10 protein-coding genes are annotated in these 12701 nt (G+C 65.4%); 6 read left to right on the top strand and 4 right to left on the bottom strand.

Annotation, left to right across the window (positions count from 1 at the left end):
- The first annotated feature begins 108 nt into the window (after nt 1–108).
- The 4 genes from JKL46_RS09500 to JKL46_RS09485 all read left to right on the top strand — a co-directional run bounded on the left by JKL46_RS09500 (nt 109) and on the right by JKL46_RS09485 (nt 5167).
- Complete coding sequence (locus JKL46_RS09500) at nt 109–2292, top strand: RNA degradosome polyphosphate kinase (RefSeq protein ID WP_425493251.1); 2184 nt, start codon at nt 109–111, stop codon at nt 2290–2292.
- Nucleotide 2293: 1 nt separating this feature from the next.
- Complete coding sequence (gene ppx, locus JKL46_RS09495; RefSeq protein ID WP_201832244.1) at nt 2294–3814, top strand: exopolyphosphatase; 1521 nt, start codon at nt 2294–2296, stop codon at nt 3812–3814.
- A 113-nt stretch (nt 3815–3927) separates the two neighbouring features.
- Entirely contained in the window at nt 3928–4551 is a 624-nt protein-coding gene (locus tag JKL46_RS09490) for a 2OG-Fe(II) oxygenase (RefSeq protein ID WP_201832242.1), read from the top strand.
- 73 nt (nt 4552–4624) lie between these two features.
- Nucleotides 4625–5167, top strand: coding sequence for an NUDIX domain-containing protein (locus JKL46_RS09485; RefSeq protein WP_246529223.1), 543 nt, complete (start codon nt 4625–4627; stop codon nt 5165–5167).
- Nucleotides 5168–5171: 4 nt separating this feature from the next.
- On the opposite strand, the gene rnd is transcribed toward JKL46_RS09485, so the two are convergent.
- The 4 genes from rnd to JKL46_RS09465 all read right to left on the bottom strand — a co-directional run bounded on the left by rnd (nt 5172) and on the right by JKL46_RS09465 (nt 11157).
- Entirely contained in the window at nt 5172–6332 is a 1161-nt protein-coding gene (rnd, locus tag JKL46_RS09480) for a ribonuclease D (RefSeq protein WP_201832240.1), read from the bottom strand.
- A 668-nt stretch (nt 6333–7000) separates the two neighbouring features.
- On the bottom strand, nt 7001–9172 hold the full coding sequence (locus tag JKL46_RS09475) for an ABC transporter transmembrane domain-containing protein (protein WP_201832238.1): 2172 nt from the start codon (nt 9170–9172) through the stop codon (nt 7001–7003).
- Nucleotides 9169–10419: an HlyD family secretion protein gene (locus JKL46_RS09470; RefSeq protein WP_201832237.1), complete on the bottom strand. Its 1251-nt coding sequence runs from the start codon at nt 10417–10419 to the stop codon at nt 9169–9171. Before JKL46_RS09470 ends, JKL46_RS09475 begins: the two co-directional genes overlap by 4 nt.
- Before the next feature lie 360 nt (nt 10420–10779).
- Nucleotides 10780–11157, bottom strand: a complete 378-nt coding sequence (locus JKL46_RS09465) for a hypothetical protein (RefSeq protein ID WP_246529222.1) — start codon at nt 11155–11157, stop codon at nt 10780–10782.
- Nucleotides 11158–11372: 215 nt separating this feature from the next.
- Between JKL46_RS09465 and JKL46_RS09460 the strand changes: the two genes are divergently transcribed.
- Nucleotides 11373–11837, top strand: a complete 465-nt coding sequence (locus JKL46_RS09460; protein WP_201832235.1) for a MarR family winged helix-turn-helix transcriptional regulator — start codon at nt 11373–11375, stop codon at nt 11835–11837.
- Between the two features lie 55 nt (nt 11838–11892).
- Nucleotides 11893–12291: a DUF1398 family protein gene (locus JKL46_RS09455; RefSeq protein WP_201832231.1), complete on the top strand. Its 399-nt coding sequence runs from the start codon at nt 11893–11895 to the stop codon at nt 12289–12291.
- Nucleotides 12292–12701 lie beyond the last annotated feature (410 nt).

Genomic DNA, 12701 nt, shown 5'->3' with positions numbered 1-12701 from the left:
TCGAACCGTCGTGAAACCGTCACGAAGCCCAGAGCAAAACGGACGCCGAAGAAGGATGCGGCGGAGATCGAAGTGCGCAGCGCGATTGCCCTGAAAGAGGTCGAGACCATCAGCGAGGCGCCCTTGCCGAAGGCGCCGCCGGATATCGAGCTCGATGGCGCGGTGCTGCGGAAATTCCCGCAGCGCTACATCAACCGCGAGCTGTCCTGGCTGCAGTTCAACCGGCGGGTGTTCGAGGAGGCCTCGAACCGCAGCCACCCGCTCCTGGAGCAGCTTCGGTTCCTGTCTATCTCGGCGGACAATCTCGACGAGTTCTTCATGGTCCGCGTCGCCGGCCTGATTGGGCAGGTGCGCTCGGGCGTTGCGACGCTCTCGCAGGACGGGCTCACGCCTCAGGAGCAGCTGGCGAAGATTTCCGTCGCCGTCTCGAACCTTGCCTCGGATCAGCAGCGGCGCTGGCGCGAGTTGCGCGACGCGCTGCTGGAGGAGGGGATCGTTCTCACGGAAGGCACCGGCCTGACGAAGGCCGAGGCCTCCTGGCTCGAGGATTACTTCCTCAGCCACGTGTTCCCGGTGCTGACGCCGCTCGCCATCGACCCGGCGCACCCCTTCCCGTTCATCCCCAATCTCGGCTCGTCCATCGCGCTGAAACTCGTGCGTCAGAGCGACGGCAAGGTGCTGAACGCGCTGATCCGCCTGCCGTCGCGGGCGGAGCGCTTCATCCGCCTGCCGGATTTTGCGGAAACCGGCGCCACGCGCTTCATCGCGCTCGAGCAGATGATCGTGCTCTACACGAGCCGGCTCTTTCCCGGCTACGAGGTGCAGGGGCAGGGTGCCTTCCGGGTGATCCGCGATTCCGATATCGAGGTCGAGGAAGAGGCCGAGGATCTGGTGCGCCTGTTCGAGACCGCGCTCAAGCAGCGCCGGCGCGGCAGCGTGATCCGCCTCGAGGTCGAGGCGGCGATGCCGGAGGACCTTCGCCTCTTCGTGGCCGAGGAACTGGAAGTGTCCAAGGACGAGGTCTTCGTCGTCGAGGGCATGATGGGCCTGCGGGACCTGTCCCAGCTCGTGGCGCTCGACCGGCCGGACCTCAAGTTCAAGCCTTATAATCCGCGCTTCCCGGAGCGCATCCGCGAGCATAGCGGCGATTGCTTCGCCGCGATCCGCGAGAAGGACATCATCGTCCATCATCCCTACGAGTCGTTCGACGCGGTGGTGCAGTTCCTGCGCCAGGCCGCGCGCGATCCGAACGTGGTCGCGATCAAGCAGACGCTCTATCGCACCTCATCGGACTCCCCGATCGTCGCGGCGCTGGCAGAGGCGGCGGAGGCCGGCAAGTCCGTCACCGCGCTCGTGGAGCTGAAGGCCCGCTTCGACGAGGAGGCCAATATCCGCTGGGCGCGCGATCTCGAGCGCGCGGGCGCGCAGGTGGTGTTCGGCTTCATCGAGCTGAAGACCCATGCGAAGCTGTCCATGGTGGTACGCCGCGAGGGCAGCCAGCTGATCACCTATTGTCATGTCGGCACCGGCAACTACCACCCGATCACCGCACGCATCTATACCGATCTGTCCTATTTCACCGCCGATCCGGTGATCGGGCGGGACGTGTCGCGCATCTTCAATTTCGTGACGGGCTATGCGGAGCCGGCGGAGCTCGAGCGCATGGCGGTCTCGCCGCTGAACCTCAAGAAGCGCCTGCTTCAGCACATTGCCGAAGAAGTGGAGCACGCCAAGGCCGGGCGGCCCGGCGCGATCTGGTGCAAGTGCAATTCCCTCGTCGACGCCGACATCATCGATGCGTTCTACGATGCGAGTTCCGCAGGCGTGCAGATCGACCTCATCGTGCGCGGCATCTGCTGCCTGCGTCCGGGCATCAAGGGTCTGTCGGAGAACATCCGGGTGAAGTCCATCGTCGGGCGGTTCCTGGAGCACACGCGGATCTATGCCTTCGGCAACGGGCAGGGGCTGCCCAATCAGAAGGCCCATGTCTACATCTCGTCCGCCGATCTCATGTCGCGCAATCTCGATCGTCGGGTCGAGGCGCTGATGCCGATCGTCAATACGACGGTTCACCAGCAGGTGCTGGATCAGATCATGCTGGCGAACCTGCTCGACAACGAGCAGAGCTGGAACGTCCTTCCCGACGGCTCGAGCCAGCGGGTCGTGCCGGCCAAGGGCGAGGAACCTTTCAACGCCCACAAGTATTTCATGACAAACCCAAGTCTGTCGGGCCGTGGCAAATCCCTCAAGACCTCCAGTCCCAAGGCGCTCGCCAAGCGCGGGCAACGCTGACATGCCGGCCCTCAGCTTCGATGCTCCCGGACGGCTCAAGCTCGGCCGTCCCGTCGCCATCATCGATATCGGCTCGAACTCCGTCCGCCTCGTGGCCTATGAAGGTCTGACCCGGGCCGTCACGCCGATCTACAACGAAAAGGTCCTCTGCGGCCTCGGCCGCCATGTCGCGACCACCGGCCGCCTCGACGACGATGCGGTCGACCGGGCCCTGCGCGCGCTCGCCCGGTTCCGCGTTCTCTGCGAGACCATGAACGTCTCGGATATCTTCGTACTCGCCACCGCGGCGGCGCGCGACGCCTCGAACGGCCCTGCCTTCCTCGCTGCCGCCGAGAAGGCCTGCGGCCAGCCGATCAGCCTGCTCTCCGGCGCCGAAGAGGCGCGGGCCTCCGCACTCGGCGTCATCGCCGGCTTCCATGCGCCCGACGGCATGGTCGGCGACATGGGCGGCGGCAGCCTGGAGCTGGTCGACGTGCACGGCGCCCAGGTCGGGCAGGGAATCACCATGCCGCTCGGCGGCCTCGCCCTGCAGGATGTCAGCGGCGGCTCGTTGAAGCGGGCTCAGAAGATCGTGCGCGAAGCCCTTGAACGGGCTCCGGAATATCTCGAAGACCTGCACGGACGCACCTTCTATGCGGTCGGAGGCACATGGCGCGCTTTGGCGCGGCTGCATCAGGCGGCGCGGGACTATCCGCTCCATGTGATGCACGCCTACGTCATCGATCCCGACGACGGTCTCGACTTCCTGCGCCTCGTCGAGGAAGCGGATTCCAAGACGCTCAAGGACATCGAGAGCGTCTCCGAAGCCCGCCGGCCGCTGCTCGCCTACGGCGCCATCGTGCTCGAGGAGATCATCCGCCTCGGGGAGCCGAAGGAGGTGGCGATCTCCGCCTTCGGCGTGCGCGAGGGCGTGCTCTTCGACAAGCTCGACCCGCAGGTGCGGGAGCGCGATCCTCTCATCGCGGCGGCGAGCGACCTCAATCTCCTGCGCTCGCGCTCGCCCCGACATGGGGAGGAGATGTGCCAGTGGACCGAGGCGTTCATCCGCAGCCTGAACCTGCCGGAGACGGTCTATGACAGTCGCCTGCGCCGGGCGGCCTGCCTGCTCGCCGATATCGGCTGGCGCGCCCATCCCGACTACCGGGGCGAGCAGAGCCTCAACCTCATCGCCTACGGCGCCTTCGCCGGGCTCGACCATCCGGGACGCGCCTATCTGGCGCTGTCGATCTTCTTCCGGCACGAGGGGCTTTCGCCCGACAAGGTGAGCTCGCGCATCAAGACCCTCGCCGGCCCCCGGCTTCTGGAGCGCGCCCGCCTCCTCGCCGCGCTGATGCGGGTCGCCTATCCGGTCTCGGTCGCCATGGAGGGCGTACTGCCGCGCTCGCCGCTTCTCGCCCGCGGCAATCAGGTCGTGCTGCAATTGCCGGAGCATCTGGAGCCGCTCGCCAACGAGCGCCTCGCCAGCCGTCTGAGGGGGCTCGGCAAGCTCCTCAACATGGAGCCGGTCATCGAAATCCATTGAGGCCGCGCCTGCCTGTCGGCGGGTGCGATAAAATTTCCGTGAAGATCCTGATTTACAGGGGACGACTTTTCGTTACCCTGCGCGCCCATAGAGCTTAGCCTCGGGGGACGCCCATGGAACTGATCGATCTGACTGCTGTCCGGAACGCGGAGCGGTCGAACGAACCTTATGATTATGTGCTGGCAGCAAACCTTCTGAAGCAGGACAAGATCGATGACCTGCGACGGGATTTCCCAGACATCGACAAGCCCGGCTACCTGACCGTCGATGAGGTCAAGCTGCATGGCCGGTTCAAGCAGCTCATCGACGAGCTCGAGGGCCCTGAGCTGACGGAAGAGCTGTCGAAGAAATTCGGCCTGGATCTCCATCAATATCCGCGCCTGACCACCATCATGAAACGGTCGCAGCCGAAATACGGCGCCATCCACACGGACGGCCCGTCCAAGGTCATGACCATGCTCGTCTACATGAACGACGAGTGGGAGCAGGGCGAGGGAGGCCGCCTTCGGGTTCTCTACGACGAGAAGAACTACGACCGCTTCAAGCTTGAAGTGCCGCCTGTCATGGGCACCATGTTCGCCTTCCTGCGCTCCGACCATTCCTGGCACGGCCATCTGCCCTTCGCCGGCGAGCGGCGCGTGGTCCAGATCGCCTGGGTGAAGAGTCAGGCCGATGTCGACCGCAAGAAGAAGCACAACAAGATGGCCCAGTTCTTCAAGGGCATCTTCGGGCGGTAGAGCATCGGACCGAACAATCGGTGTATAAGCGTGGCCGGGCTGTCGCCCGGCCATTTGCTTGTATGGGGGATCCATGGCGCCGAACATCAGAACCACCGCGACGCGCATCGTCTACGAGAACCGCTGGATGCGCCTGCGGGAGGACGCGATCGTCCTTCAGGACGGCACGCCCGGGATCTACGGCGTGGTGGAGAAGGCCGATTTCGCGATCATCGCCCCCGTCGAGAACGGCATGATCCATCTGGTGGAGCAGTACCGTTATCCGGTGAAGGGCCGCTATTGGGAATTGCCGCAGGGCGGTTGGGAGGATGCGCCCGGCATCGACCCGCTGGAACTCGCCCGGGCCGAGCTGCGGGAGGAGACGGGGCTGACGGCGGAGATCATGCGGCCCGTCGGCCACCTGTTCGAATGCTACGGCTACTCGAACCAGGGCTTTCACATCTATCTCGCCCAGGGCCTGCGGCAGGGCGAGGCCCGCCGCGAGCATTCCGAACAGGACATGATCAGCCGCGCCTTCCCCATCGACGAGGTGCTGACGATGATCTCCGGCGGCGCGATCAAGGACGCGGCGACGGTGGCGACGCTGGGGCTGCTGAGGCTGAAGGGGTTTCTTTGAGGCTTCAGGCCTCGGTAATCGTCCTGAGCTTCACCCGCCCGCGCTCCAGCACCAGCCCGAGTTGGCCGTTCTTGAGCGCCAGGGCCTTTTCGCCGAACAGCTTGCGGCGCCAGCCGTGGAGGGAGGGGACGTCGGCGCCGTCGCTGTCGGCGATGGCCTCGAGCTCCTCGACCGTGGCGATGATCTTGGGCGCGACGCCCTCCTGTTCGGCGACCGCCTTGAGCAGCACCTTCAGCAGATCGACGACGGAGCCGGTATTGGCGCGGCCGCGGCTGCGCTCGGGAACCGGGATCGTGGCGGGATCGCGGGACAGCGCCCGCTCCACTGCGTCCAGGATCTCGGCCCCGGTGCGGGAGCGCTCGAAGCCGTTGGGAATGGTGCGCAGGCGGCCGAGCGCCTCGACGCTGCGCGGACCGGACGTGGCGATGTCGATCACCGCGTCGTCCTTGAGGATGCGCCCGCGCGGCACGTCCCGGCTCTGCGCTTCGCGCTCGCGCCAGGCGGCGATCTCCATGAGGACCGCGATCTCGCGCGGCTTGCGCAGGCGCCCGGCCAGGCGGCGCCAGGCATTGTCCGGATCGGCCTGATAGGTCTCGGGCGAAGTGAGGACCGCCATCTCCTCGGTGAGCCATTCGAGACGGCCGTTACGCTCCAGTTCGGCGAGCAGCGCCTGATAGACCTTCACCAGATGGGTCACGTCGGACAGCGCGTAGGTGAGCTGCGCATCGGTGAGAGGGCGGCGCGACCAGTCGGTGAAGCGGGAGGACTTGTCGATCTTCGCCTTGGCGAGGTCGTTGACGAGCTGCTCGTAGGACACCGAGTCGCCATAGCCGCAGACCATGGCGGCGACCTGGGTGTCGAAGAGCGGCGCGGGCACGATGCCGCCGAGATTCCAGACGATTTCCAGATCCTGCCGGGCGGAGTGGAAGACCTTCACCACGTTCGGATCCGCCATGAGCGCCATGAAGGGCTCAAGATCCAGCCCATCGGCCAGGGGATCGATGAGATAGGCTTCGCCCGGGTCCGATCCCGCCATCTGAATGAGACAGAGTTTCGGGTAATAGGTTGTTTCGCGCAGGAATTCCGTGTCGACGGTCACGAAAGGGTGCTGGCTGAGGCTGCGGCAGGCGGCGGCCAGAGCGTCGGAGGAGGCAATCAGGTCCATGGATCGTTCATAACCGATCCCGTCGGGCGCCGCGAGTCCAGGCATGGACGAAGCGGAAAATGTTCTGGGCTAAGGTAAAACCAATTGACTCTCAGGGTTAAAATATTGTTATTATGTTGCACTGGCCCTTTGCCAGGGGATGCCTCACGGCATCCAGTGAGTGGGGGAGGTCTTTATGAAGACCAATGAAGCGATGAAGGACGACGCTCCGATCGAGCTCAGCGAGAAGGAACTCGCAGAGGTCGGCGGTGGACGTCGCGTCATTCTCTACTAAGTCCGACCCGGTCCAACCGGAATAGGACGGGCGCGGCTTGCACCAGCCGCGCCTTTTTCGACCCGCTGCCCGGCGGGTCGGATATCCTGAGAGGCTGGCTTATCATTCAGTATCTTGACCGCCTACTGATGAAGATATGGCGCGGGTACACCTCTCCTTGAGGGAGAGGTCGCGCCGGAGGCGCGGGTGAGGGGTTACAGGTCTATCCGGAAAGGGCGGTGCCCCCTCACCCTCGCTTTCGCTCGACCTCTCCCCGCCCCAAGTCGGGTGTTCCCGACTTGGGCTTGCCAAAACGGATCTCGGAAACATCCGAGATCCGGGGAGAGGTGGCGCCTGCGGCAGCTAAAACGGATCTCGGCAAAACCCGTGATCCGGGGAGAGGTGAAGCGCCGTCTCAAGTCCGGTCCGGTCCGGTCGCCAGACGCGAACCTGACCCATCCGCCAAGGCGAAAGCGTCGGAACCGATCGGCACCGACACCCGGCCTCCGTTCAAAACCACGATGCGGTCCGCAGCCCGGATCGTCTCCGGGCGGTGGGCGATGACGATGCGCGTGATCTTCAGCTCCGCCAGGGCCCGGTTGACCTCGCGCTCCTTGTCGAGATCGAGATGCGATGTGCCCTCGTCCATGAATAGGATGCGCGGGCGGCGGTAGAGCGCACGGGCGAGCAGCACCCGCTGGCGCTGGCCGCCCGAGAGGGCGGTTCCCATGTCGCCGATCAGGGTGTTGTAGTTCATCGGCATGGCCATGATCTCGTCGTCGATCCCGGCGATCCTGGCGCATTCGCGCATCCATTCGAGATCGAGGCTCGCATCGAAAAAGCAGATGTTCTCGGCGATGGAGCCGGAGAGCAGCTGGTCGTCCTGCATCACCACGCCGATCTGCGAGCGGAAGGCCTGACGGCCGAAATGCACGAGGGGCGTGCCGTCGATATGGACCACGCCCTCCAGAGGCTGAAACAAGCCGAGCATGACCTTGAGCAGCGTGGTCTTGCCCCCGCCCGAGGGGCCGGTGATGGCGACGAACTCGCCGGCTGCGACCTTCATCGCGACGCCCGACAGAACCTCCGGCTCAGTGTCGGCATAGCGGAAGCTGACATTCCGTAATTCGAGCGCTCCCACGACCGGCCGCGCCACGAGGCTTTCCGCGTGAGAATCCTCCTCCCGCTCCGTGAGCGCGATGTCGGACAGGCGGTCGAGATGGAGATCGAGCATGCGGTACTGGATGCCGGTCTCGATCAGGTTGGTGGCCTTGGAAAGGAACTGCTCCTTGTAGGCCATGAAGGCGTAGAGCATGCCGATGGTCATGTCGTTCGCCATGATCGCCTTGGCGCCGAGCCAGACCACGAGCGCGTTCTCGAGCCCGTAGATCACATCGTTCGCGGTCTTGAAGCCGATGGTGAAGCGGCCCTGACGGATCGAGCGGCTGATCGATTCCGCATAGCGGTTCTGCCACACGGCCTCGCGATCGGATTCGCGGCCGAAGATCTTGATGCTCTGGATGGCCCGTGCCGTCTCGATGAAGGTGGTCTGCTCCTTGGCGGCCGCCTCTATCATCTCCTCCTGCCGCTGGCGCAAGGAGCGATAGAGGGTAAAGCGCAGGAGCGCATAGAGCGCGAGCGCCGCGAACACGATGCCCGATAGCTTGGGACTGTAGATCAGGATCATGACGAGCGTCAGCGTCGCCATGGCGCCGTCCACGAAGGCGGCGACGAGCCCTTCCGAGATCAGCCGCTGGATCGGCTCCGCCGAGCGGAAGCGCGAGACGAGATCGCCGATATGCCGCTTCTCGAACCAGGCGAGCGGCAGGCGTACGAGATGGTGGAACAGGTTCGCGCCGATCTGGAAATTGAGCGCGCTGCCCAAGAACAGCAGCACGTGCGAGCGCAGCCACTCGGCACCGACATGGATCAGCATGAGCAGGCCGAAGCCCAGCGCGAGCGCGGTCAGAAGGCCCTGGTCGCCCTTCATCACCGCCTCGTCGACGGCAAGCTGCATGTAGAAGGGTGCTGCGAGCACCGCGAGCTGCAGCACGGCGGAGAGCACCAGCGCCTGCGCGAGCGCCCGCTTCACGCCCCGCATCCTGCCCCACAGGGCGGTGAGGCTGAGACGGGATGTCTCCTTCCTGCGCTCGAACCCTTCCGTCGGCGTCAGCTCGAGCGCGATGCCGGTGAAATGCGTCCCGACCTCGTCGAGGGTGAGCGTGCGCACGCCGAGCGCCGGATCGTGGATCGTCACCTTGCGGGCGGCGACCTCTTTGAGCACCACGAAATGGTTCATGTCCCAGTGCAGGATGCAGGGCAGCTTGATCCGCCCCAGCTGCTCGGGCTCGAGCCGCAGGCCCCGGCCCGTCATGCCGAGGCGGCGGCCCATGACGAGCACGTCCTTCAGGGTGACGCCCTTGAGCGAGATCGAGAACAGGCGGCGAAGCGCCATGAGATCGACCTCGCGCCCATGGTAGGTCGCGACCATGGCAAGACAGGCGAGGCCGCATTCCGCTGCCTCCGACTGGATGATCGCTGGCAGGCGCGGGGCGCCGAAATAATCGAGGGAGGCGGCGATCCTCACATCCGCCCCCGGACGCTGATCAGCGGCTCGAACAGCCACGCGACGAGGGAGCGGCCTTCGAGCACGATATCGGCCTTGAGCGTCATGTCGGGCTGGAGCGGCACCTCGCGCCCGAAGGCGTCGATGGCCTGCCTGTCGAGACGCACGGTGACGCGATAGGCCGGCTCGGTCAGCGCCGTCCTGCCGATCACGTCGGTGGGCGAGAGCACCGCCTGCGACACGGTCTCGACCGAGCCGCTGAGCGTCCCGAAGCGCTGATAGGGAAAGGCGTCGACCATGAGCCGCACCTGCTGGCCCGGCGCGACGAAGCCGATGGCGCGGCTCGGTACGAAGAGCTCCGCGATGAGGTTCGCGCCATCGGGGAGGAGGGTGAGGAGCGGCTTGTTGGCATCGACGATCTGCCCGGGCGCAACCTGCAGGGCCGTCACACGTCCTGCGATGGGTGCGGCGAGCACCTGCGCCCGCTGTCCCTGAGCCTCCGCCTTCTGGCGTTCCCGGTCAGCCAGATTGAGGCGCAGCTGCGCCAGGCGCTCGGCCTGCTGCACGGGAAGCTGCTCGCGCTGAAGCTGTGTCTGTCCGAGCTCCTTGTCCGCCGCCGCCAGGTCCCGGTCGATCTCGGCCAGAGCCTGCCGCCGGGCGAGCAGGGCCTCGTCCTGCTCCTGCAGGGCGGTGCGGGTGGAATGGCCCTGCTGCGTCAAGCGGGCGACGGTGCGGCGCCTGTCTTCCGTCACCTGGACGCGTTCGGCCATGAGACGGCGCTGGGTTCCAAGCGCCTCCCGCTCCGTCGTCACAGAGGCGATCGTCGCGTCGAGACGCCGGATCTCGTTGGCGACGCGCTCAGGATCGGCCGCGATCTGCTCCTTCAGAATCCTGATCTGGGTATCGAGGGAGGCGAGGACCGCGCCGTCGAGGGTGCCGCCGGCCTCGAGGCCCTGGCGCGAGGCGATCGTGAAGAGCGGCTGGCCCGCAACCACCCGGTCGCCTTCCTGCACCCTCAGCTCGGTGACCACGCCGCCGCGCAGGGCGCTGACGCGCACGGCGCCACCGGCCGCGACGAGCGCCCCGCCGGCCGTCTCCTTGCGCGCATATTCCGCCGTGCCGAGGAAGATCACGACCGCAACGACGCAGGAAAGGATGAAGCCGCCCAAAACCTGCCAGGACATCGGCGCAACCGGCAGCGACACGGACGAATGCTCGCCCGAGGCAGCCGTCACGGCCTGCGGCCGGAACAGGGATTGCAGCGCCAATTCGATCCCTCAACGCAACTTTGTATCATTGCTATGTTGCAGAAAGGGCAGGTCGGCACAAGGAAAAGGGGAACGAGGCGACCGGCCTCTGTGTCGCAGAACGCGGCAATCCAGTGCTAGCCGTAGATCCGCTCATCAATCCGTATCCCACCCTGAGAGGCTGGCTCATAGATCTCTCGCCTCATCCTGAGGAGGTCGCGCAGCGACCGTCTCGAAGGAGGGTCCAGAGAGCACTGGAGACGCCATCGTCCTTCGAGACGCCGCCTTTGGCGGCCCTCAGGATGAGGGCTCGGGGATCAGCAACGTGATGAGTCGGACTTTGAGAAGGCCTCAGAGGACGAGGACGTATCGGACCGTCTTTCAGACGCCAGGTTGGAAGCGGGCGAGATATTTGCGCCGCTCGCGGGCTTGCCGCTCGGCGCGCTTCATGAGCCAGTCGAGGATGTTGCGGTCGACCACGAGGCCGGTCTCCGCATCCTCCAGCCGCTCGATGCGATCGACCCTGAAGCCGCGATAGCCGTCATCGGCCATATCGATGCCGCCGAGCAGCATCTTGCCCGGTCCGACCTTCAGCTCGCGCGCGATCAGCCAGCGCCGGCTCTGGTTGCCGGCCTGATCCATGTAGTCGAGCTCCAGCGCGCCCTCCAGCGGATAGACGCGCCAGTTGCCCTCGACCCGTTCCTCGACAGGAGCATTCCGGGCCGGTTTCAGCAGGGATGTGGCGAGAGTGCTAACCATAGGAAGTATATGGATATTCATGCTTTGTTCTGCAAGGTGCCCGTCACCTGGAAATGCAGGGAATATGTTGAAAATTAAGGGTTTGTATGCGCCCAAGCCGCGACCGCCGGATTTAGGGCCGGCGCTCGTTCGCCAGGGCATCGAACAGGCCGGAGAAATACGGTTGACTAGGAAACTAGATCGATCTAGTTTCCTAGTCAACAAATGAGGAGCCGATGCCGAACGATCCTGCCTCCGTGAGCCCTTTGGAGGCTCATCTGGGTTATTGGCTGCGCTTCGTCTCGAACCAGGTGTCGCATGCCTTCAGCCTCAAGCTGGCGGTCCACGACGTCACCGTTGCCGAGTGGGTCGTGATGCGCGACCTGTTCGATGCGAAGGCCGTCGCGCCGAACAAGCTCGCCGAGCGGCTCGGGATGACCCGGGGGGCGATCTCGAAGCTCGTCGACAGGCTCGCGGCCAAGGGGCTGGCGGTTCGGAAGGCCGACGACGAGGACCGGCGCGCGCAGCGTCTCGCGCTGACGGAGGAGGGCCGCACCCTGCTGCCCGTTCTCGCTGCGCTTGCCGACGAGAACGACAAGGAATTTTTCGGGCATCTCGACCACGCCGAATGGACTGCCATCGAGACAGCCATGAAGGAGATCGTCCGGCGGCAGGGATTACGAAGCGCCCCGGTCGCGTGAGCGGATCGGCCGTTTCGGACAACGAGCGAAACTGCAACGTGGAAAGGAGCACCTCATGGAGACCCGTGGGAAGGATGTCGTGCGCGCGATGACGGAGGCCTCGGATGAGGAGCGGATCACATTTCCGGAGGTGGTCACGGCGCTCTCGGAGATCGGGATCGAGCGCTATCACGCGGATCTCGTCTGTGCGACCAAGACCTATTACCAGGCGGACGGATCGTTCGAGACCGTGCCCTGTCGCTCCGTGAGTTCTCCGGCCAAGGCTTTCTCATCCGAGGGTGTCGAGGCCGCAATCCGCGCCAGCCAGGGCGGGGTGATCAAGTACCGGGAATTCTGCGAGCGCATCGCCGCCGCCGGCTGCGTCGGTTATTTCGTCACGCTCGCCGGCCGCCGCGCCGTCTATTACGGCCGCACGGGCGACAGCCACACTGAATGGTTTCCTGGCGCGAGCTAGCACCTTACTGTGCCAGGACGACGCTACCCTTCATGCCAATCTCCACGTCATCACCGGCCCTGTGCCGGTGATCCCGATACGGTGAAGCGCGGCGCTTGTTCGATCGGGATGGCCATGACGCGCCGCGCGAACCCTCCCCCCTCTGCGGGGGAGGGTGGCGAACGCCAGTGAGCCGGGAGAGGGGGCGTTGGACGTCGAGCACGGCCCCTCTCCCCGCCCCCTCTGCCGTCATGCCCGCGCTTGTCGCGGGTATCCACGTCTTGTGCAGCGTCGCGGTTCTTAAAGACGTGGGTGGCCGCAACCAGTGCGGCCATGACGTGGAGGGTGTCATCCCCGGCGGCCGCAGGCCGGGAATGACAAGGCCCCTCACGGCACCCTCTCGGTCATGCGACCCTCTGCTGTCATCCCAT

The organism is Microvirga zambiensis WSM3693, from assembly GCF_016735695.1.
Taxonomy (GTDB): domain Bacteria; phylum Pseudomonadota; class Alphaproteobacteria; order Rhizobiales; family Beijerinckiaceae; genus Microvirga; species Microvirga zambiensis.
This window is presented reverse-complemented; position numbering and strand designations above follow the sequence as displayed.

What these genes read in the sequence shown, in the direction of transcription:
- ppx (WP_201832244.1), top strand. Translation starts at nt 2,294, where the DNA reads ATGCCGGCCCTCAGCTTCGATGCTCCCGGACGGCTCAAGCTCGGCCGT.
- JKL46_RS09490 (WP_201832242.1), top strand. Translation starts at nt 3,928, where the DNA reads ATGGAACTGATCGATCTGACTGCTGTCCGGAACGCGGAGCGGTCGAAC.
- JKL46_RS09485 (WP_246529223.1), top strand. Translation starts at nt 4,625, where the DNA reads ATGGCGCCGAACATCAGAACCACCGCGACGCGCATCGTCTACGAGAAC.
- rnd (WP_201832240.1), bottom strand. Translation starts at nt 6,332, where the DNA reads ATGGACCTGATTGCCTCCTCCGACGCTCTGGCCGCCGCCTGCCGCAGC.
- JKL46_RS09465 (WP_246529222.1), bottom strand. Translation starts at nt 11,157, where the DNA reads ATGGTTAGCACTCTCGCCACATCCCTGCTGAAACCGGCCCGGAATGCT.
- JKL46_RS09460 (WP_201832235.1), top strand. Translation starts at nt 11,373, where the DNA reads ATGCCGAACGATCCTGCCTCCGTGAGCCCTTTGGAGGCTCATCTGGGT.
- JKL46_RS09455 (WP_201832231.1), top strand. Translation starts at nt 11,893, where the DNA reads ATGGAGACCCGTGGGAAGGATGTCGTGCGCGCGATGACGGAGGCCTCG.